14 protein-coding genes are annotated in these 21,988 nt (G+C 63.3%); all 14 read right to left on the bottom strand.

All coding sequences use genetic code 11. The features are described from left to right. Window positions 1-16 precede the first annotated feature (16 nt). Window positions 17-1,546 carry an LTA synthase family protein gene (locus HBH1_RS04660; protein ID WP_233207513.1) on the bottom strand — a complete coding sequence of 510 codons (1,530 nt, stop codon included), beginning with the start codon at window positions 1,544-1,546 and terminating at the stop codon, window positions 17-19. 1 nt (window position 1,547) lies between these two features. After that, entirely contained in the window at window positions 1,548-2,312 is a 765-nt protein-coding gene (locus tag HBH1_RS04655; protein WP_102661762.1) for an SDR family NAD(P)-dependent oxidoreductase, read from the bottom strand. After that, window positions 2,305-3,789 carry a glycosyltransferase gene (locus HBH1_RS04650; protein WP_233207512.1) on the bottom strand — a complete coding sequence of 495 codons (1,485 nt, stop codon included), beginning with the start codon at window positions 3,787-3,789 and terminating at the stop codon, window positions 2,305-2,307. Before HBH1_RS04650 ends, HBH1_RS04655 begins: the two co-directional genes overlap by 8 nt. A 10-nt stretch (window positions 3,790-3,799) precedes the next feature. Next, window positions 3,800-4,885, bottom strand: coding sequence for a CgeB family protein (locus tag HBH1_RS04645; protein ID WP_102661760.1), 1,086 nt, complete (start codon window positions 4,883-4,885; stop codon window positions 3,800-3,802). After that, window positions 4,875-6,182, bottom strand: a complete 1,308-nt coding sequence (locus tag HBH1_RS04640) for a glycosyltransferase family 4 protein (RefSeq protein ID WP_102661820.1) — start codon at window positions 6,180-6,182, stop codon at window positions 4,875-4,877. Before HBH1_RS04640 ends, HBH1_RS04645 begins: the two co-directional genes overlap by 11 nt. Before the next feature lie 95 nt (window positions 6,183-6,277). Next, on the bottom strand, window positions 6,278-7,540 hold the full coding sequence (gene wecC / locus HBH1_RS04635; protein ID WP_102661759.1) for a UDP-N-acetyl-D-mannosamine dehydrogenase: 1,263 nt from the start codon (window positions 7,538-7,540) through the stop codon (window positions 6,278-6,280). A 61-nt stretch (window positions 7,541-7,601) separates the two neighbouring features. After that, on the bottom strand, window positions 7,602-8,735 hold the full coding sequence (gene wecB, locus HBH1_RS04630; RefSeq protein WP_006462894.1) for a non-hydrolyzing UDP-N-acetylglucosamine 2-epimerase: 1,134 nt from the start codon (window positions 8,733-8,735) through the stop codon (window positions 7,602-7,604). Between the two features lie 17 nt (window positions 8,736-8,752). Beyond that, a complete protein-coding gene (locus tag HBH1_RS04625; RefSeq protein ID WP_233207511.1) occupies window positions 8,753-9,910 on the bottom strand; it encodes a KpsE/RkpR family capsule polysaccharide export protein in 1,158 nt (385 codons plus the stop codon). Window positions 9,911-9,915: 5 nt separating this feature from the next. Further along, window positions 9,916-10,578, bottom strand: a complete 663-nt coding sequence (locus HBH1_RS04620; protein ID WP_102661757.1) for an ABC transporter ATP-binding protein — start codon at window positions 10,576-10,578, stop codon at window positions 9,916-9,918. Continuing rightward, window positions 10,575-11,390, bottom strand: a complete 816-nt coding sequence (locus tag HBH1_RS04615) for an ABC transporter permease (RefSeq protein WP_102661756.1) — start codon at window positions 11,388-11,390, stop codon at window positions 10,575-10,577. Before HBH1_RS04615 ends, HBH1_RS04620 begins: the two co-directional genes overlap by 4 nt. Further along, the gene (locus tag HBH1_RS04610; protein WP_102661755.1) at window positions 11,391-12,560 is read right to left on the bottom strand and encodes a polysaccharide biosynthesis/export family protein; all 1,170 of its coding nucleotides are present in this window, start codon (window positions 12,558-12,560) and stop codon (window positions 11,391-11,393) included. Window positions 12,561-12,608: 48 nt separating this feature from the next. Continuing rightward, window positions 12,609-13,931, bottom strand: a complete 1,323-nt coding sequence (locus HBH1_RS04605) for an aminotransferase class I/II-fold pyridoxal phosphate-dependent enzyme (RefSeq protein ID WP_102661754.1) — start codon at window positions 13,929-13,931, stop codon at window positions 12,609-12,611. Continuing rightward, a complete protein-coding gene (locus tag HBH1_RS25355; RefSeq protein WP_233207509.1) occupies window positions 13,928-17,515 on the bottom strand; it encodes an SDR family NAD(P)-dependent oxidoreductase in 3,588 nt (1,195 codons plus the stop codon). Before HBH1_RS25355 ends, HBH1_RS04605 begins: the two co-directional genes overlap by 4 nt. After that, on the bottom strand, window positions 17,454-21,431 hold the full coding sequence (locus tag HBH1_RS25350; protein WP_233207508.1) for a type I polyketide synthase: 3,978 nt from the start codon (window positions 21,429-21,431) through the stop codon (window positions 17,454-17,456). Before HBH1_RS25350 ends, HBH1_RS25355 begins: the two co-directional genes overlap by 62 nt. Window positions 21,432-21,988: the final 557 nt, after the last annotated feature.

The raw sequence follows: 21,988 nt of genomic DNA, 5'->3' as shown, positions 1-21,988 counted from the left end.
CCGGATGGCGGGCAAGTCAGGTGCCGTATCTGGCCTGTGCCGTCGCACGCGACTGCTCGGTCACCATGATTCGGGACACCTCCTCCACGCGGGTGTTCCGGACCTCGCCCCGACCAGCCTCGACATTGCTCCAGAGGATGTATTCCACAGTGCCATCGGGTGCGCCGAATTGCTGGTAGACCTCCGGCATGATGGGGACGTGATCGCCATACCAGCACAGCCGAGCCGGGAATTTCTGGCGCTCCAGGAAAGCCCGCAACCGGGCCAGCATACGGTCCGCATTGCGCAGGTGACGCAGATAGACGGTCAGATCGTCACAGCCCGACGGCGGCGGCTCGGTGTACAGATCGTCAATATCCGACTGGCTGACCGATTCCAGGTGCAGCGGGCCATGGTTTTCCATGGTGACCACGAAAATGAATACCGGCCCGGTGGCAAACTTGAGAATCGATTCAATCTTCTCGGCCACGGCATCGTCACTGGTGTAGGGTCCAAAGCGCGACTGCTCGTCGAACTGCTCGATATCGATGAATTCGTCAAAGCCTAGCCGTGGAAATACCCGATCGCGCCGATAGAAACTCTTGGGATAAGGATGGATGCAGACGGTGCGGTAACCCTGGCGCTTGAGATGAAGCGCCACGGAACCAGGCTTCCAGCCTGCGGCTACAGCGCGGTAGGGGTTGAAGCGATGTACGCCCAGCGAACGATTGGAAATCCCCGACAGGAAGGCGAACTCGGTGCGTACCGTGTTGGCCCCCCAGGCCGGCACCTTCATGGTGCCGCGCACGAGCGCATCGCGCTTGAGCTGGTCGAAGTGATGCAGCACGTCCTTCTTCACACCTGGATAGAGCGCGCGGGCGTCGAAAAACGACTCGCTCTGGATCGTCACCAGATGCGACAATTGCGCCGTCTGCGTGGTCGCCGCCGGGAGCGTGGCGAACGGCGAAGCAGCGCGGGGGAACTGGCTTTCCTCCTGCCCATAGCGGATGAAGCTTGCCCAGAAGCCCAGTCGCGGCAGATCCAGCGTCGGATCAAGCGTGATGGGCAGCGCCTGGCGCAGACCCGCCCTCAGCAACAGCAGCCCGATGACCAACAGCACCAGCATGGCACCGCCCTGCCCCCGCACCGCCAGGCGCATTTCCGGCAGTGACTCTCCCAGCAGACCGATGGCGACGGCCAGCACGAATCCGCCCACCGCACCGATGAACTTGAGCCAGCCGAGGAAGGGAATGTACAGACGCGGATGCCGGATCGCATCGGTGAAGTATTCGTAATCCTGGAACACGAAGGGCTCGCGCAAGGCCTTTTGCTTGGCATTGTTGACCAGGATGAAGGTCAGCATGACCGCCGACACGATGGCCATCGAAAACCAGGGCCGGCCCAACACCAGCAGGAAGGCATCGAACGTCAGTGTCCAGAGCGCGACGTGCAGCGCCCAGGCGCCCCACGGGCGGTGCAGCGAGGGACGTGGCGTCATCAGGGCTTCGATGCATACCGACAGCAGCAGTCCTGCCACCCAGGCACTGAGCGCGACGACAAGAGTCACATTAATGTCCATAGCCCATCCAGCGAACGATTCGGGTCGACAGTCCGGCCGGCAGCACCGCCAGGAACCAGGTACCCAGGTTGAGAGGGAACGGGAAGCTGATGCGTGCCCGGTTGGCCTGCAGACCGCTCCTGATGGACGCCGCCGCCCGCTGCGGCGTCCACAGGAAAGGCTTGGGACCGGGCATGTCGTCGCACATGGCGGACTTGACATAGCCCGGCATGATCACGCTGACCTTGATGCCATAGGGCATGAGCCAGCCGCGCAGTGCCTCACCATAGGCTTTCAGCCCGGCCTTGCTGGCGCTGTAGGCGGGCGTCACCGGCAAGCCGAAGTATGCCGCCAGCGAACTGATCAGCGCGATCTGGCCGCGACCGCGTGCACGCATGGCCGGGTAGGCGGCATGTACGGCGACCATGGCGGACTTCAGGTTCACATCCAGCAGGGCCTCGACTTCATCCCAGGGCTCGGCCTGACCGTCGGGCCCGGTGCTGGTGTTGATCCCGGCATTGAGGATCAGCAGGTCGATGACCGGCAACCGCGACAGCGCATCACGCAGCGTGGCGAAATCGCGCAGGTCGAAGCTGAGCAACTCGACTTGCGCGCCCAGTGCGCGGGCGCCATCTGCAACCTCCTCCAGCCGCAGCGCATTTCGCCCGTGTAGTACCAGCTGCACGCCCGGTCGCGCATAGGCCACCGCCAGAGCAGCGCCGATGGCGCTGGTGGCGCCGGTGATGACGATAGTGCTTTGTATTTCTTCAACCATGATCACGGCTCAACCTTTCCTTCCAGGACCAGTACAGCACCATCGCGAAACCGACGCAGACGGTCACGTTCAGTGGTACCAGGCAAAAATTGTCTTCGTCCAGCGCAACCAGCACGGCCGCCAGCGAATAGAAAAACGTGAATATCTCTCCCAACAGCATGGCGGTATTGGCACGAGGCATCTTCGTGCGATGTTCGTCACCGGCCTTGGGGGTACGGTGGAACTCGCCATAGACGCCGAACAGGGCGCGACAGCCACCGAAGAAGTAGTACCAGGCCATCGGCAGGAACAGCGCAATGTAGAGATAGGAATCCCAGACCATGCGTCCCAGGGAGCGTTTGTCGTTGATCCACGCGCCCTTGCTGGCGCCGATGGCATTGTCGATGCCCCAGACGCCGGCCAGAATGAAGAACAGCAAGGCGCCCCACTGGACACTGGCTGCCTCGAAGTTCAGGAGATAGTTCAGCGGCAGGCTCAACAGGACCAGCACGTGGATGGAAGCCAGCAGCAGCGAAGAAAACATGGTCGAGATGGCATGCAGTCTTCGCATCAGCGGCATGCGCTGGTGGAACATGGCCCCGGCATGCTTGAAGGCGCTGTGGATCAAGCCGCGCCCCCAACGCTCACGCTGCATGCGAAAGGCGCTGATGGTCTCAGGCAGGATCGACATCGACATCACATCGCGCAGGTAGGCGTACTTCCAGTGGCTGAACTGGGCACGGTAACCCAGGTCGACATCTTCGGTCACGGTGGCATCGCTCCAGCCACCCACGGCCTCGATGCAGCGCTTGCGCCAGACGCAGGAACTTCCGCTGAGGGAAGCCATGTCGCCATCTTCACTCAGTCCCACGGTCACATATTGCTGGTGGCCCATCTCCATGGCCTGGAACCGCGTCAGGAAGGAGTGGTCGCGGTTTTCATAGCCGATGCCGGTCTGCAGGAAGCCCAGTTCCGGGTCGCTGAAACAAGGCATCGTACGCAGCAGGAAATCCGCCGGTGGCAAAAAATCGGCATCGAAGATGGCAAAGAACTCGCCACGCGACTGTTCGATGCCATGGATCAGGTTGCCCGCCTTGAAGCCATTCCTGTCGGGGCGCCGCAGCACGCGGATATCGATACCGGCGGCCTGGTAGCGGCTGGCCGCCTGCTGCGCCAGCGCCGAGGTCTGATCGGTCGAATCGTCCAGCACCAGAATTTCGAGCTGGCCTGCCGGGTACTGCATCTGGCAGACGGCGTGGATCAGGCGTTCGATCACGGCAGATTCGTTACAGACCGGCAGCAGCACCGTAACCGGCGGATAGCCAGCGGGTGGCTGCACGGGCAGCGCCGGTGTCGCCGTCAACTGCGCCAGCTTGCGCCGCTCGGTCTTGCGCGAGATCAGCAAGGCACGCAGCTCCAGCCCCACGTACAGGAAGAAATAGCAGACCACCAGCCAGAAAATGGCCTGGGCGAGGAAGGAAAAAATGGAGACCAGCACGCTGCGCCCTTCAGAGACCAAGCACGGCGCAGACTTCCTGCAACCGATGTGACCAGGTGTGATGGGCACGTACGTAACGGGCGCCTGCTTCGGCACGCTCCAGATCCAGAGACGACGGGCCATGCTTGAGACGACCGAAGACTTCCTGCATCTCTTCCCGATTGCGCACAACATGGCAAAAATCGGCGAAGTGCCGTTCCACCGAACGGCTCGGATTGGTCACCGCAATGCCGCCACAGGCCAGGATTTCCAGCAGGCGCCGAGAAAACATGGTGTCGGATGCGGTGACCGAATTCACATTGAGCGAGAGGACATGCCGCTTGTAGATCTCCGCCGTCTGGCGATGCGCAACGCCACGCTGTACGTTCAGGTGGCTGCCACGGGGATAGCGGAATTCGATGTACCGGGAAAGCCGGTCGTGATTGCGATCGAAGACGTTGAGCGTCAGCGCGGTATCGGCGCATGCCTGGAAAGCGCTGTCCAGGAATTCCCGGCGCGCACCCAGGATGCGGCGATAGTAGCTCCCGGTGAAACAGGCTTCCTTGTGCGTGAAGCGGAAGCCATCAAAACGATGGAAAGCCGGCTGGTAGGGCATGATCAGCGTGTTGACCGCGCGCGCACCGGGGGCGGCTGCACGGTACCGGGGCACGCAGGTCTCGTCGGTGGTGAAGATGTAATCGAAATGCCTGGCCACGTCGATGAAGGGCTCGAAATAGGCGCCGTCGTCCTTGTTCCAGAAGACCGTCGGAATACCCTGGGCCTTGGCGAAATCGATCAGCCTGAAGATGGCCGTCGGTCGTGTCAGGCGCAGCAACCGGGGCTGGCGGGCCAGCTCGTAGCGCCAGCTGCCCCGTATGCCGTGGAAGGCCGATTCGACGAACACCAGATCGGGCTTCCACTCACTGATGACGGTGCGGTAGTTGGCAGGCGTGAGCGCCCGCACGCGACATTCTCCGGAAAGGCAGTCGGCGGTGAAATGGTCGGTGACCAACGCGATCTTGAGTTGACCGAAGGGACCGGCTGCCGGTTGGTCTTCCTGCAATTCGGGGAAGCGGTATATCAGCGAACCGACGGCGCGAATGACTCTACCGACCATGCGGTGCTCCCATATTGCCGGCGCTCGCCCGAGGGGTAGCACCCGGCACTGCCGCACCGACGAAACCCTGCCAGCGGCGTTGCCCTATCGCATAGGTACGCGCACGCTGGCCAATCGCAGCCAGTTGCGCATGATCTTCCAGCGCCACCCTGAGTGTGCGCGCAAGATCTGCGGAGTCGCCTGCCTTGAAGAACCAGCCGGCAGGATCACTGCCCATCTCGTCGACGAACACCGGCAGATCAGGGACCACGACCGGACGCGCCATGGCCAGGGCTTCCACCAGCTTGAGCGGCGGCACGATCCTGCAAACCTCGAAGGGACGACGCGGAATGCAGATCACCGCGCAGCGGCCGATGATGGCGCGCGCCTGCACGGCGCTGACGCGGCCATGGAAACACACCACATCGTCGATGCCCAGTTGGCGCGCCTGCTCTTGCAGTGCCTGGCCTGCTTCGCCGTGGCCTGCCACGTGCAAGCGCACCGCCAGGCCTTCACGCTTGAGCCGGGCGACGGCCTCCAGCAAGGTATCCAGACCTTCGTAGACGATCAGCGAGCCGGCGTAACCGATGGTCAGTGGCACTGCCTGGGCAGGATCGGCCGCCGGAATGCGATCCGCATCGATGCAATTGGGTAACAGCGTCATGCGTTCGGCAGGAATGCCCCAATGCTGCTGGATGTACTTACCCAACTGTTCCGAGATGACGAACAGGCGATCCGCCTGGGACGCCACCAGACGTTCCAGTGCCAGCCCCTGGCGGAAGGCCCAGCTACCCTCGAAGTCGGGCGAACGGGAGATACGGCTCAGTTCCCACAGGCCGCGCATCTCGTAGTGGAAGGGAATTCCCAGTCGACGCGCCGCCAGCAGGGCCGGCAAGGCATTGGTGTGGTTGGAAGCGGCGTGGATGGCAGCCACTTTGCGGCTGGCCGCCAGTTGCGCAATGGCAGGCGCGGCCTGCAGTGCAAACTGCAGGACCGGACGATGGTTGGAGGGGCTCCGGCTGTGGTGATAGAGGATGCCGTCGACCAGGGTGGCGTCAGGACCGGCATCGACGACGCGGTCCTTGCGATCCCAGGGATAGCCAGGGCGGGTCATCACGCTCACATCGGCGCCGACCGAGCGCAGCGCGACAATGATTTCCTGGGTCCGGTTGGTATAGCCGGAGACGTGATAAGGCAGCGCGCTGGCAGCCACATACAACAGACTGCCTGGACGCGGAGTGTACTCCGGCGCCCTGCGTGCCTTGCGCTTGACCAGCCAACGCAAGGCGCAAACCGTCAGATGGCGATTGATCGCCATCGTCAAGGTCATTGACCGGAGCCGTTTCAAGAACAAGATAGTTACCTTTCTGGAGGGGCCGGCGGGCGAAGCTTGATACGTTTGCCGGCCTGGCCTCATGCCCTGGTGATACCGACCACGTCGACCAGACGCTGGTGAGGCTTGAGTCTGGAACGCAGATCGCGGAATTCCTTGTGCGCCACCAGCACGGCAATCACATTGGCCTCAGCCAGCGCGGTATCGAGCTCGACCAGGCGGGCCTCGGCCAGCTGGGCTGGAAGCGTCTCGATATTGGGCTCCACCAGTGACACCTGGCCCGTGTAGCGGGACGAGAGCTCATGAGCGATATCCACCGCCGGACTCTCGCGCAGGTCGTCGATGTCCGGCTTGAAGGCCAGGCCCAGGCAGGCGATACGCACGTCCGCGCCGGTCATCCTGGCCTGCGCCATGGCTTCTTCCACCTTGCCGATGACCCACTTCGGCTTGAAGTCATTGACTTCGCGTGCGGTGCGGATCAGCTTGGCCTGTTCCGGATTGCTGTGCACGATGAACCAGGGGTCCACCGCGATGCAGTGACCGCCCACGCCAGCACCCGGCTGCAGGATGTTCACGCGTGGGTGGCGATTGGCCAGTGCGATCAGCTCGCGCACATCGATATCGAGCTGGTCACAGATCAACGACAGTTCGTTGGCAAATGCGATGTTGGTATCACGGAAGGAGTTTTCGGTGAGCTTGCACATCTCCGCAGTGCGCGCCGTGGTGATGACACACTCGCCTTCGACAAAGATCTTGTACAGGGCTGCAGCGGCAGCCGAGCACGCCGGAGTCATGCCGCCGATGACGCGATCATTGGACACCAGCTCGCGCAGCACATGGCCCGGCAACACCCGCTCGGGGCAGTGCGCCACGCGGATATCGGAGGCCTCGCCGGCGTTCTGCGGGAAGCTCAGGTCAGGACGGGCCTCGGCCAGCCACTCGGCCATGCGTTCGGTGGCGCCAACCGGCGAGGTCGATTCCAGGATCACCAGATCGCCCTTCTTGAGCACCGGGGCGATGCCACGGGCCGCCGATTCGATATAGGACAGGTCCGGTTCGAAGCCTTCCTTGAAGGGTGTTGGCACCGCCACCAGGAAAGCATCCGCCGGCTCGGCCACGGTGGTGGCGCGCAGGGCGCCATCGGTGACGACCGCGCGCACCACGATGTCCAGATCCGGCTCCACGATATGGATCTCGCCACGATTGATGGTGTCGACGGCACGAGCGTTGACGTCCACCCCGATCACCTTCACCCCGCGCGAGGCAAAGACCGCGGCCGTGGGCAGACCGATATAACCCAGCCCGATCACCGAAATGGTCTTGAATTGCTGACTTGCTTGCATGACTTTTACCTTCGTTGGAAATGGAACCCGCGGAACCCGCGGAACCCGCCGCACGCGGCGCTCAGTTCAAGCTGGCCTTCCTTGCCAGCAGTGCTTCGACGATCCGCTGGCAGGCACGACCGTCGCCGTAGGGGTTATGGGCACGCGACATGGCCTGGTAGGCCGCGGCGTCGTCCATGAGCATGCTCACGCCATTGACAATCTCTTCGCGGCTGGTGCCGACCAGTCTGACGGTGCCGGCCGTGACCGCCTCGGGTCGCTCGGTGGTGTCGCGCATGACCAGCACCGGCTTGCCCAGCGACGGAGCCTCTTCCTGGATGCCGCCGGAGTCGGTCAGGATCAGGTGCGAGCGCTGCATCAGGTAGACGAAGGGCAGGTAATCCAGGGGCTCGATCAGATGGACATTGGCCAGGCCCTGCAGGATGCGGTTGACCGGCTCGCGCACATTGGGATTGAGGTGCACCGGATAGACGAAATCAGCCTGCGGATAGCGGTCGGCCAGTTCGGCGATTGCGCCGCACATGCGTTCGAAACCGGCACCGAAGTTCTCGCGCCGATGGCCGGTGATCAGGATCACGCGGGCGTCCTGGCGGATAAACCCGAAGCGCTGCGAAAATTCCTGCTGCAGCAAGGCGTCGCTGTCGATCTTGTCTTTCACGGCCAGCAGGGCATCGATGACGGTATTGCCGGTGACGACGATGTTGCCTTCGTCCACGTTCTCGACCAGCAGGTTCTGGCGCGACATGTCTGTCGGAGAGAAATGCAGCTTCGCCAGCGCGCCGGTGAGCTTGCGATTGGCTTCCTCAGGCCAGGGCGAATACAGGTCGCCGGTGCGCAGACCCGCCTCCACGTGACCTACCGTGATCTTGCGGTAGTACGCGGCCAGTGTCGTGGCAAAGGTCGTGGAGGTATCACCGTGTACCAGCACCACGTCGGGCTGGAATTCCTGCAGCACCGATTCGATGCGCGCCAGGATTTCACGGGTGATATCGGACAGGGTCTGGCCGGGCTTCATGATGTCGAGATCGAAGTCAGGTGTGATCTCGAACAGTTCAAGCACCTGATCCAGCATCTGCCGGTGCTGTGCGGTCACGCACACCTTGGCATCGATGCTAGGTGTTTCTTCCAGCAGCTTGACCAGCGGCGCCATCTTGATGGCTTCCGGCCGTGTTCCAAAAACAGTCAGTACTTTCATCTGGTTCCCCCCATAGGTCAATCAACGTGATCGCGTACGATGCTTTCGAGAAGCTTCAGGATGCCGGCCAGCATGAGTGCCACCAGCAAGGTGAAGAAGGCGTTATAGAGACGGCGCGGCTCCAGCGGGTACTCGGGCAGGTTCGGCGTCTGCAGCACGGAAACCTTGTCGATCATCCGGGTAGCCTCCGAGCGTCCCCGCTCCAGCCCGGCCAGCGCGGCCTTGTAGATATCCTGGGCAAACACCGTTTCCATCTGCAGGCGCTGGTACTCTTCCATGGTGTAGTTCAGGGTCTTGCCTTCGGGCTGCGCGAGCTTGGCGCGCTCGCGGGCGATCTGGCGGTCCACCGCTGCCAACGAGTTCTGCAGCATCACCACATTGGGATGATCGGCATTGAGGTTGCGAGGCAAGGCGGCCAGATTGGTCTGGATCTGGGAGCGCTGCTCTTCCAGTTTGGACACGATGGCGTTGAGGCCCTCGGCCGTGGTCTGAGGTGAGATCAGTCCCTTGCTGTTCTGGAAGCGCAGCAGTGCCTGGTTGGTCTGTTGTACCCGCAGGCGTGCGGTATCGACCTGACCGACCAGGAAATCGACCTGCGCCTGAGCCAGTTCATGGCCCAGCTGGTTCATGTAGCGCTCGCCTTCCTGGACCAGCGCACGCGCCAGATCCTGTGAGAACTTGGCGTCGTAGGCTTGTACTGCGATACGCAATACCCCGGCGTAGTCGTCATATTCCACGCTGACCCGCGACAGGTAATAGGCATGGAAATGCTCGATCGAATCGCGGCCCAGCCACATCCGCGAGAAGGGGTCATGCTCGCTGTCACTGTAGTGCTCGCGCAGGTGCAGTTTCTGGTCGAGCTTTTTGAGCATGTCCACCGACAGCAGGTATTCCCGCAGCAGGAACTGATCGGCCCGATTGATGCCCAGCATGCCCTTGGTGACGGCAGACAGATCGGTGGCCGCAGAGGCTGCGGAGTCGGTCTTGCGCAGGATCACGGTCGCTTCGGAGACATACCGGTCCGAGGCCACAAAGAGCCAATAGAGGCTGACCAGCACGGCCAGCACGGCGATGACACGGATCAGCTTTCCGAAGATACGGATGGACAACCAGTCCTGTTTCAGGCGCGCCCAGCGTGAGCCCTTGACGGAGATTGGGGAATGTTCTGCTTGCATGTTACTCATGGGTTCAACGTCTCTTTGTATGCCTTCAGTGCATCTTCAATATCATCGAACCAGTCGGCTCGACCATCGTGGATCCATATGCCGGACTGGCAAAAATCGCGCAGCGTGCGCTCGTCGTGCGCCACCATGATCAGACCGGCCCGATTGGTCATGGACTTGAATGCCGCTGCCGCCTTGCGCCGAAAGGCAGCATCGCCAGCCGCAGTCACTTCGTCGGAGATATAGACATCGAAGTCGAAGGCCAGCGAGAGTCCGAATTGCAGGCGCGAGCGCATGCCTGACGAATAGGTCTTGACCGGCTCATCAAAAGCCGGCCCGAGCTCGGCGAAGTCCTGGATGAACTGCAGACGTTCGGCCAGATCGCTGCGATGGCCATGCACGCGGCAGACGAACTTCGCGTTCTGGCGTCCGGTGAGCGTGCCTTCCAGGCCGCCCTGCCCCATCGGCCAGGACACGCGGCATTGACGCTGGACCGATCCCTTGCTGGGCTGGTCAGCGCCGCAGATGATGCGCAACAAGGTCGATTTGCCGGCCCCGTTGGCGCCGATCAGTGCAACGTTGCTCGCCGTAGGGATGCGCAGATTGATGCCGCGCAGTACCCAGCGCCCCACGCCATGCTCCGTCATGTAGCGCTTGTGAACGTCGTCGACCACGATCATTGCATCACCAGCTTTCGTTCAAAGCGGCGGTACAGAACCAGTCCCAGGAACAGGCTGGACAAGGCCCACATCAACAGGTAGTCGAGACTGGTCTCGGCGACTGCGTGGTAGTTCTCCATGTATCCCAGACGGATCAGTTCCAGGCCGTTGGCGACCGGGTTGTACATCAGCCAGCCACGATAAGGCTCAGGCACGGCCGACATCGGCAAGATGACGCCCGAGAGCAGATAGAGCGGCATCATCAGCAGCTTGAGGATATGTTCGCTCTCCGGCACCAGCGCCATGAGCACCGAGGCCACCAGGCCATAGCCCAGCGCGAACAGCCACAAGGCCACTGCCGACAGCAGTACCAGCAAGGGATCATCGACGGCCAGCGTGTCGTGTCCCAGCAGCGCCGCCCCCAACAGCAGCACGGCGCTGATGACCGCCATCAGGAAGGCCTCCAGCAGCGCGCGCATGAGCGCCGTGTCGAAAGGCTTGACCTGGCGATAGGCAAACAGCGGCAGGTTGGACTCGACCGCATAACTCACCTGCAGGGCGGTGCGACGGTAGAGGAAGAAGCCCAGCATGCCGATCATCGTCCACACCGCGAGGTCGGCACCACCAATGGTCTGGATGCGCAGCGAACGCCAGATCAGCGCGATGAAGCCGATATGCACCACCGGCTCGGCGATGAGCCACAGCCAGGCCGCGCGCATGTCGAACAGGCGATCCAGCGCCTCGCGCAGGAAGATCGCATGCCAGACCGACAGCGTTACCGACAGCGCGCTGCGCTGCCGGGGAGCCAGTGAATTGTCAGAAGATTCGGTCACTTAGTCTTTGAGCACATTGTTCAGGGTGACACTGGGGGCCGCCACGGAGACCACCAGACTCAGGAACTTGCGGAATTCGGCGGCCGGCGAATTGGCGACGTAGATCACGTCATGGTCCTGCACCGGGAAGTTCTGGGTGACGAACAGCGAAGCCGGATCGCGCAGGTCCACCTGGTAGACCACCGGCACCTTGCCGTCCACGCCCACGGCCAGCGGCTGGGCGCTGCGCACCAGGGCGGGATCTTCGAAGCGGAAGATGAACACGCCGCGGGCATCGGCACGGCTATCGTTGAGTCCACCGGAACGCGCCAGCGCCTGGGCCAGTGAAATGCCGGCCGCCTCGAACGGAATTTCCTCGTTCTTGCCGGTCGCCCCCAGCACCGAGAAGGATTGCGACTGGAACAGGGCGGTCACCACATCACCGGGTTGCAAGGCTATGTTCTGACGCGGGTCGCGGATGATTGCGTCCAGCGGCATGGAGGCGGTCAGGTCGGCACGCGAAAGCTGGATGGCCATGCGATTGACCGGTTGCTTGACGCCGCCACTGGCGGCCAGCGCGTCCAGCAGTCGTTCGCGACGCGGCGTCAGTGGCAGGAGCACACTGTTGCTGACCTCGCCCACCACGGTCACGTTGGACGAATTGTTCTTGCCCACGCGCACCATCACCTGAGGCCTGTTGGCCTTGCCGTTGAGGCGACGCACAATCTCGCGCTCGATCTCGTCGGTGGTCTTGTCATTGGCCACGATGCGACCCGCAAAGGGAATACCGATGGTGCCGTCCGAGGACACCATCTGCGAAGGAAAGGCGACCGGCTGCACCGTGGTCGCGCTGACATGGGCGTCCGCGGAGACGGTTCCGAACAGCACCGCGGGCGGGGTCTCCCACAGGGTGACATCGACCACATCACCGGAACGCACCAGGTAACGATCATCGGCCTTGCCGTCGAACAGTCTGGCGAATTGCTCGTGCTTGCGGCTGGCAGCCAGCCTGCGTGCCAGTGCATCATCTACATCGACCAGCTGGATACCCTCGATGCGGCCAGAGGCAGGCTCTTCGATCACCTGCGCACGGCTGGCGCCGGAGGTGGGAATCCAGCCCGGCATGGTGGCGCAACCGGCCAGCAGCACGATCAGGCTAAAGGGAAGGGCAAGACGCGCCCGGAGGGTCATTGAATGCATGGCTTGGGTATCTTCTTGGGTATCGCTGTGGGCGGCCTGTCAGCCGACCAGTTTTCTGAGCAGCTCACAGGTAGTGGTGATCTGCTCTTCGCTGTGCATGGCGGAGAAGAAGAAACGCAGGCGCGCGGCCTTCTCTTCCACGGCGGGATAAATGATCGGCTGGGCATTGACGCCGGCCTGGAACATCTGCTCCGACAGCTTGCCGGCCTTGATCGAACTGCCGGTGATCACGGGCACTACGGCATAGCCCTGGGCATAGCCGGTGTTGATGCCGTACTCCTGCATCCTTTGCAGGAACTGTCCGGTGCGCGCGCGCAGCTGGTGCACCCGTTGCGGCTCGGCCAGCATGATGCGCAACGCTTCCAGCGAGGCCGCCGCCAGCGGGGGCGAGATACCGACGCTGTAGACGAAACCGGGGGCGGCGTACTTCAGGTGCTCCACCAGTGCCCGCTCACCGGCGATATAGCCGCCGCAACTGGCCAGGGTCTTGGAGAGCGTGCCCATCCAGATATCCACATCCTTGCCGGCCACCCCGAAGTGCTCGCGCAGACCGCGTCCGCTCTGGCCGAGCACGCCCAGCGAATGCGCCTCGTCGACCATCAGGAAGGCAGCATGGCGGCGCTTGATGTCGATGAAGGCCGGCAGGTCGGGAATGTCACCGTCCATGCTGTAGAGACCTTCGATGACGATCAGCACCCGCTCGAAACGCGGGCGCACCTCGGCCAGGATGGCGTCCAGCGCCGCCGCGTCGTTGTGCGGGAAGGAGCGTCGCGTGGCACCGGATAGCCGGGCACCTTCCAGGACGCTGTTGTGGATCAGGCTATCGTGCAGAATCAGGTCCTTGGGGCCGAACAGATAACCGATGGTGGTGACATTGGTCGCATGGCCACTGACGAAGACCACACAGTCCTCGACCTCATAGAGCGCGGCCAGCGCCTGTTCCAGTTCCTGCTGGACCGGTCGTTCACCCGCGACCAGGCGACTGGCCGACGGCGTGGTGCCATAGCGCAGGATGGCGTCGCTGGCGGCCTGGTTGACCGACGGATGACCGTTCAGACCGAGGTAGTTGTAGTTGGCGAAGTTGATCAGCTCACGTCCGCCGACGCGGGTGGTCGCACCGGCGATGCCTTCATGGACCTTGAAAAACGGATTGGGTACGCCAAAGCGATCGGCTGCGACCTTGGGTACGAGGATCTTCTGGTAACCCGGATGATGGTCGAAGCGGGTGAACGCCTGCGACACCCTGGTCTGCGTCGGCTGCACAGCGGCACCGGCAGCGCGGCCGCCTCCGCTGGCGGCGCCGTTCTTGCCCAGGAAACGTGCGATCAGGTCGGACTTGGACCTTCCTTCCAATTTGCTCATGGGGTCAACCTCGCGCCTTGCGCCTTCATGCGTTGGGTCTCGGCGCTCATGCTGGCCCGATCGTCGGCGCTGACCTCTTCGCCGTGCTTGCGGATGAAATCCTCGACCAGCGTGTCGCTGCCGGGCGCCTCTTCGGGGGCGTCCTCGCCGCCGAGACGGGCGGTGATCTTGGCGGCGACCTTGGCAATGGTGGGCGCATCATTGAGCATCATGACCGGCAACTGCACACCGACCCGGCGTTCCAGCCCCATGGCAAGCTCCACCGCCATCAGGGAATCAAGACCGAGATCGTGCAGTGCTTGTTCATGGCCGATGCGTTCTTCGCTCACGCCAAGGATGGCCGACACCTCGCGCGCCACCTGTTGGCTGACCAGCTGATGAATCTCGGCGCCGGACTTGCCGGTCACCATGCTGCGGAAATCGCTGTCGTTCTGGTCATCGGTGCTCATCACGCGCGCCGCGTCCAGTGCCGCGAAACGGGTAGCCGGCGCCAGCAGGCGCGCCAACGTAGGCCATTCGAAATTGGCAGCGGCCAGGGTGTCGTTGGGGCCGCCTGCGGCCAGAATCCGTCCCAGCGTATCCAGGGCCTGACGGGTCGTTAGCGGAGGACGCCCCAGGCGCTGCTCCAGCGCGTCGCGCACTGCGGTATTGCGGGTCAGGTAACCACTATCGGCAATGGGCCCCCAACCGATTGAAATCGCTGGCAACCCCTGTCGGCGACGCAGGCCAGCCAGGCTTTCCAGGCCGGCATTGGCCGCCACATAGTTGGCCTGGCCAGGATTGCCGATCGATGTGGTAATGGAGGAATACAGCACGAAGTGCTCCAGCGGCAGAGCGGCGGTCGCTTCATGCAGATGCCATGCCCCCTGCAGCTTGGGCCGCAGGACTGCCTCGATGGCCTCGGGATCCAGCTTGGGGATAAGGCGATCGTCGATCACCATGGCCGCATGCAGAACACCTTTCAGTGGTGGCAGGGTGTGGCCGATCTCGTCGATCAATGCCGTCAGCGCGCTGCGGTCGCTGATGTCGCAAGCAGCGGCATGGACCCGCGTGCCCTGCGCCTGCAGCTCGGCGATGGCTTCCGCTGCGCCAGGGGTCGCCGCGCCGCGTCGGCTCACCAGCACCAGGCTGCGCACGCCCTGTTGCGCCAGCCACCGGGCCGAAGCCAGGCCGAAACCGGACAGGCCGCCCGTGACCAGCCAGGTGGCATCAGCCTGCAGCAGAGGCTGCGCGGCACCGCTGGCTTCCACGCGCGCGGGCGTCTGGTCCAGCGTGACGACCACCTTGCCGATGTGGCGCGCCTGTTGCATGGTGCGGAAGGCATCGACGATATGCGGCACGGTAAAGCTGCGATATGGCAGCGGCGCCAGCACGCCTTCGGCGAACAGTGCCATGAGTTCGGTGAACAGGCGTGCGGCCAGCCGTGGGCGACCGGTCAGCAACTGGTCGGCATCAATGCCGAAATAGCTGATGTTGTCCTTGAAGGGACGCAAGCCGATGGGCGTGTTCTCGAAGAAATCGCGCTTGCCAAGTTCCAGGAAGCGACCGAAGGGCTTGAGCACCGAGAAGTTGCGACGTACGGCCTCGCCTGCCAGCGAATTGAGGACCACGTCCACACCCTCGCCGCCGGTCGCGGCCATGATGTCGTCGACGAAGTCCAGGCTGCGTGAATCGAACACATGGTCGGCACCGAGCAGGCGCACGAAGTCGCGCTTTTCCTCGCTGCCGGCGGTGGCAAAGACTTCCGCGCCAAGGTGGCGGGCCAACTGGATGGCCGCGATGCCGACCCCACCGGCACCGCCGTGGATCAGCACGCGTTCGCCTTCGGCCAGGTCGGCCAGGTGGCACAGCGCGTAATAGACGGTGAAGAAGACGGTCGGCACCGTGGCCGCGGATTCGAAACTCCAGTGGGCAGGCTTGCGCGCCACGGCGTCACGTCGGGTGACGATATGGCTGGCAAAGCAGGCGCTGCCGAAGCCCATGACCTCCTCGCCGACCTGCAGATCAGTCACGGCCGCCCCGACCCGGGTAACAACACCGGCGAATTCCAGCCCCAGGCTGGCACCGGCAAAACCGTTCTCGACGGCTTCGTCGGGCAGCAGACCCATCAGGTACATGACATCGCGGAAGTTCAGGCCGGCGGCCAGGGTACGTACTTCGATCTGGTCATCGGCCAGTGGCTGCGGCGCCATCGCGAACCATTGCAGGTTGCGCAACTGGCCTGGCACCTTGAAGTCCAGACGGAAGCGCGTCGGCTCCGATGCCTGGGACGCTGCCGTAGCAAGCTGTTCGCAGGCTTGCCAGCGCAGAGCCAGGCGCGCCTGGCCGCTGAGCAGGATTTCGTTGACGCCATCCGGTGCGAGCAGCTCCTGGCACAGACGCACTGCGCCCTCCTGCCGGTCGGCGCCGCTGTCCATGTCCACCAGCGTGATCTGCAGATCCGGGAATTCGTTCATCGCCACGCGCATGGCACCCCACAGCGCCGCTTGCGCGGGCTTGTGCTGGTAGTGCGCGGGGAGGTCCTGTGCCAGTGCGCCACCCTGGGTCATTACCCACAGGCGGGGGACGCGTGTCGAGCGCATCAGCGAGGGCAGTACATCCAGCAGTTCGCTCACGTAGAGGCCTGCGGCATCGACGCTTGCTGACGAGCCGCGCAGATAGACCACCTGATCGCTACCGTTATGCAGGACCCGCTCCAGGTCGGTGGTGCAATCGACTTCCTGGCCTTGGGCGATCAGGCAGGCGCGCAGGTGTTCGGTCATCAGTGCCGATGCGTCGTCGAACCAGAGCAACCAGCGGCGTGTCGGGCCGGTCGGTAGCAGCGAGTGCTGTGCCTCGGCGGCATGACGCGCCAACAGCAGGTAGGCAGCGCGTGCCGCGGCATCTGGTTCACTGACACTTTCGATGTCGGCAAAGCCGGCACGGGTCAGGAAGATTTCCCAGTCGGCCGGTGAGGTCAGCGAAGACAGCGGCGCATCTGCGGCCTCATCCTGCTGTACCGGGGCATGCCACCAGTGCGGACGCAGCCCTTCGATGAAATCGGCGCTCAGGTCGGCGTGGCGCTCGGCCACGACCAGCAGTCCGCCCGGTACGATCTGGCGGCGCAGTTTTTCCAGTACCTGTTGCGGCTGTGCGGCCAGGTTCAGGCAGTGGCGCAGCACAACGACATCGTAGGACTGCGGCAGCCCTGCATCGCTGTGCACATTCCAGTCGGCGTCCAGCCGGGCCAGTGTCAGGCCGGGCAGGCCCGCCAGTTCGGCCTGGTGACGCTGGACCATGGTTTCATCGGACAGCGCCAGGGTGTAATGCAGACTGCCCTCGGATTGCGACTGTACGAAACGGCGTGCCACATCGCTGTAGCCAACGGATATCTCAAGAATGCGCAGGCGCGACTGGATGGGCCAGACCCGGGCGAGATCGGAGAGCAGTTGCTCGATGCCGCGCGTGCTGCCGGCATAGACCGGATCGCTGTCAAGCTGGGTTTCCACCGCGGGCATGCGCGCCAACTGCATCCAGAAGCTCTCATGCAGCGACGGATCGGCCAGTAGTGCCGGCAGGTGCAGGCCCACGCGACCGGCCAGCAATAGTTGCTGGCAGGCTTTGTGGGGACTGGGTGAGCAGGAGTTTCCAGATCTCTGCAGCCGGCGGCAGTGCGGAATCCGCATGCAGTTGCCAGTGCTGACCAGCACGGCTCAACAGGCCTTCGGCGTGCAGCACATGGCGTACCCAGCGGCCATAGGCACTGTTTTCCAGCACGGCCGGGTCCAGTCCATCGCGCAAAGCCTCGTGCAGGAAGGCCATCACCAGGGCTTCCTGCAGCGGCAGGTTCTCGTTGAACCAGGATTGGCGCTGGGTGGCCATCTGAGACAGGGTCTGGCGAATGCTGTCGACCATTGGAGCCAGCGCCGGCGCATGTTGGGTGTGCAGGTGACCAACGCCGTCAGCGCGAGGTGCCAGGCGCGCGCTGGTCTGCCACAGGCTGACCGCACCACCGGCGCCTTGAACCAACGGCGCGGCGCGGAACCGGCAATCGCTCAGGCGCGCCACCAGTTCGCCATCGGCATCATGCAATTCGATATCGGCCAGGGCGGCGCGCGTGCTGACGCGCTTGAGATGCAAGCGGGCGAACTGCGGACAAGCCGCGCCGAATACCTCCACGCGCGCGGTCTTGACAGGCAGGAAGGCGCGTCCCTGGCCAGCGCGGATTTCGTCTCCGAAAAAGCCGACCAGTGCCTGGTAGCAGACATCCAGCAGGGCGGGATGCAGCAGGTAGTCGGCCAGGCCGTTCTGCACCGCAGACGGCAGGGACAGATGCAATTCCATGCAGCGCCCGGCGACGCGGGCGTGGCTGAAGCCGCGGAACGCAGGGCCATACTCCAGCCCGACGGCAGCGGTAAAACCATAATGCTCGCTGGCGTCAATCATGCGGGCGTCGGCGGGCACCCTGATGGTGCCGGCGCGGACTCCCTTGCCCGGGGCCAGGATGCGACCGCTGGCATGCAGCGTCCATTCGTCGGCCGACAGACGTGACTTGCTCTTGATGAGGAAACTGCCATCGCGCTCATTCAAGCTCAGACGCAAGGTGCGGGCCTGGTCCTGATCGAAGAGCATCGGTGCCAGGATATCGACCTGATCCAGCAGATAGTGACCGCTGCCCTGGGTCCCCAGCCATTGCCGGGCCGCGGCCAGCGCCATCTCGGTATAGCCGGCACCGGGGAAGACCATCGCACCGCCAACCTGATGGTCCTTCAGCCAAGGCAGGATGCTTGCGTCCAGTACGTTTTCCCAGGCATGGCCGTCGTACAGGGACCAGCCGAGCAAGGGATGCTCGCGGCGGCTGGTATTGGCACGCCGTCCTTCGCTGGTGCTGGGGTGCCAGTGCCGCACATGTTGCCAGGCGTAGGAGGGCAGGCGTACTGGACGTCCAGGCTGCGGGAAATGATGCTGCAGATTGGGTGCACGCGCCAGCAATTCGGCCCGCGCCACGGTGTCCATGAGACAGTCCATACCATCATGCTGACGACGCAGGAAGGGCAGTACCTTGCCCTTGGCGCCCGCGCCTTGCAGCGATTCGCCGATGTAGCGCTGCAGGATCGCATGGGGTCCGATTTCGATGAAGACGCGGCAGTGGCGTTGCGCCAGCACACGAATAGCCTGGTCGAACAGCACCGGTGCACGCACGTTACGCCACCAGTAGTCAGCATCAAGCTGGTTGCCTTGCAGCTCCTCACCGGTGACCGTAGAAACGAAGATGGCCAGATCCGCTGGGCCCGGTCGCAGTCCTTGCAGACTGTCCACGAGCAGTTGCTGCACCGGGTCCATGGCGTGGCTGTGGAAGGCGTAGTCGAGATCGAGCAGACGGAAGAACACACCACGCGGACGAAGCCACGCCTCGACGCGGGCCAGCTGCTCGGGCGACCCCGAGAGAGTGACATTGCCAGGACTATTGATCCCGGCCACGACGACGTCGTCACTGCCGGTGGCGACGATGGCCTCCAGTACATCCTGTTCACCCAGGGCGACGGCGGCCATGCGGCCGGCACCCCGGGTCTTGCCTTGCGCGGCACTGCGCATGACTACCACCTGCAAGGCCTGATCCAGGCTGAGTGCGCCACACGCCCAGGCGGCGGCCACTTCGCCCACGCTATGGCCGGTCACGGCCGCAGGCTGTACCCCCTGTTCACGCAGCAGCAAGGTCGCGCCGACCTGCACGGCGAACAGCAGCGGCTGTGCCACTTCGGTTTCGTCCAGACGGGCCTGTGCGCCGTCGGCGTAGAGTTCGGCCAGGATGGAATAGCCGAGCATGGGATGCATGCGCGCATCCAGATCGGTGATGATCTGCCTGAAGCGCGGGACTTCCTCGCACAGGCGACGTCCCATGCCGACCCATTGCGCGCCATTGCCGGAATAGACGAAGGCGATATCGCCAGACTCGGCGGGTTCGTCTTCGCACACGATCGTGGCCACGGCATGGCCGGCGGCATAGGCTTGCAGCGCGGCGACCAGTTCGGTACGCGAACCGGCCCGGCACACCAGCCGGCGTGCCAGGCGCTGGCGCCCGGTGGCACTGGCATAGGCGACGTCATAGCAACGCTCGTCGGCCACCTCATCGGCTAACCAGCTTGCATAGCGCCCAGCCAGCTCACGCAGGGCGTCTTCGGTTCTGGCCGAAAGGTAGAGCGGCGGCAGGCCAGCGGCCGCTGGCGTGTTGCCGGCGACCTCGGCCACCGCCGGGGTGCCGGCTTCCAGCAGCACATGGGCATTGGCACCACCAAATCCAAAGGAATTCAGGCCAGCGATCAGCGTGCGACCATTACCCGGGGTCAGCTCGGTATAGTCGGTCAGCAGGGCCAGCTTCAGGCCGGCGAAATCGATGCGGGGATTGGGCGTGTTGAGATGCAGGCTGGCCGGCAAGGCGCGCTGACGCAGGGCGATCACCGTCTTGACCAGTCCGGCCATACCGGAGGCGGCCTCGAGATGGCCCAGGTTGGCTTTCACCGAGCCGATGGGAAGATCCCGTTCGCGTCCCGAGCCGGCACCATAGACTGCGCCGATGGCGGCCGCCTCGATCGGATCGCCAACCGACGTACCGGTCCCGTGCGCCTCGACGAAATCAATATCGGCTGCCGCCAGTCCGCTGCGGGCAAGAACGCTGCGCATCAGCTCCACCTGGCCGTCGCGGCTGGGGATGGTGATGCCGGTCTTGCGCGCGCCATCGGCGTTGACGCCGCTGGCGCGGATGACGGCCAATACATCGTCGCCGTCGGCCTGGGCCTGGGCCAGCGGCTTGAGCAGCAGCACGGCACCGCCTTCGGCGCGCACGTAGCCGTCGCCGGATTCGTCAAAGGCCTTGCTGCGCCCGTCCGCCGACAGCATGGAGGCCTTGGTGAAGCCCACGAACGGATAGGGATGCATGAGCATGTTGACGCCACCGACCAGCGCGGTGGAAGCCTGACCGGTCTGCAGCGCCACGCAGGCGTGATGCAGTGCGACCAGCGACGAGGAACATGCGGTATCGACGGCCAGCGAAGGGCCGTGCAGATCGAAGACGTAGGAGATGCGATTGGCGGCCACACTCATGGTGTTGCCGGTCATCATGTGGCCGCCCAGGCTGGACAGATCGTCCAGCACGCGGGTGCCGTAATCGAGACTGGAAATGCCGACGTAGACGGCGCAATCGCTGCCGGCCAGCGAGGCAGGCGGTACGCCTGCATGCTCCAGGGCCTCCCAGGTCAGCTCCAGCAGCAGACGCTGCTGCGGATCCATCCAGGCCGCCTCGCGCGGCGATATGCCGAAGAATTCCGCATCGAACTGGTCCGCACGGGTCAGCACGCCGGCGGCAAAGGTGATGCTGCGCCCAGGTTCGGCGCGTGTTCCGTGTTGCAGTTCGTCGGTCGCCCAGCGATCGGCCGGCACCTCGGTCACGAGGTCACGACCCGCCTTCAGCGCCGTCCAGAATTCGCTTTCATTGCCAAGATCGCCAGGCAGTCGAAAGCCCATGCCAACGATGGCTACAGGCAGGCACGCAGGGGCATGGGACTGACTGTTACCCACCGAGCTCTGGTCAATTCCGTGTGGCAACTTATCGCCATCGCTCGTTGTGCTTTGAGCCATGCTTCCCCCGAAGATGCTCTTCCCTGCCCCCTCGTAAGCTCAGATGCCTGCTTGACTTCCGAATCCAACACGCAGTGAAGATAGTTCACTTATTCACTTAATCAGGCGGCGAAGTATTCAGTAAATAATCGCAAACATCCCGATGAATCCCGATGTCTTATTGTAAAAGCTGGGCATTGAGGGAGCAATGAATACAGGAAGTCTTTACCGAAATCCATCCCAGAAGATGAGATGGAATTATCAGGAAGCAGAACAGATCTAAGATAATTCTGAGGTAAATCGGAATATATACGGGTTTTTACCTGAATTTGATCTTATTTTATAGGATTTTTCTTATATTTCCAAAATAACACCATTCCTGGCGGAATGTTATGCTTTATGACAAAATGCTGGAGAGTACGGTGTAATTCCGATTACCAATCAGCAGGTTGCCGATGTATTCT

This window comes from Herbaspirillum sp. BH-1 (genome assembly GCF_002870055.1).
GTDB classification, from domain to species: domain Bacteria; phylum Pseudomonadota; class Gammaproteobacteria; order Burkholderiales; family Burkholderiaceae_D; genus Herbaspirillum; species Herbaspirillum frisingense.
The sequence above is the reverse complement of the archived record's forward strand: the minus strand, read 5'-3'. Positions and strand labels throughout refer to the sequence as shown.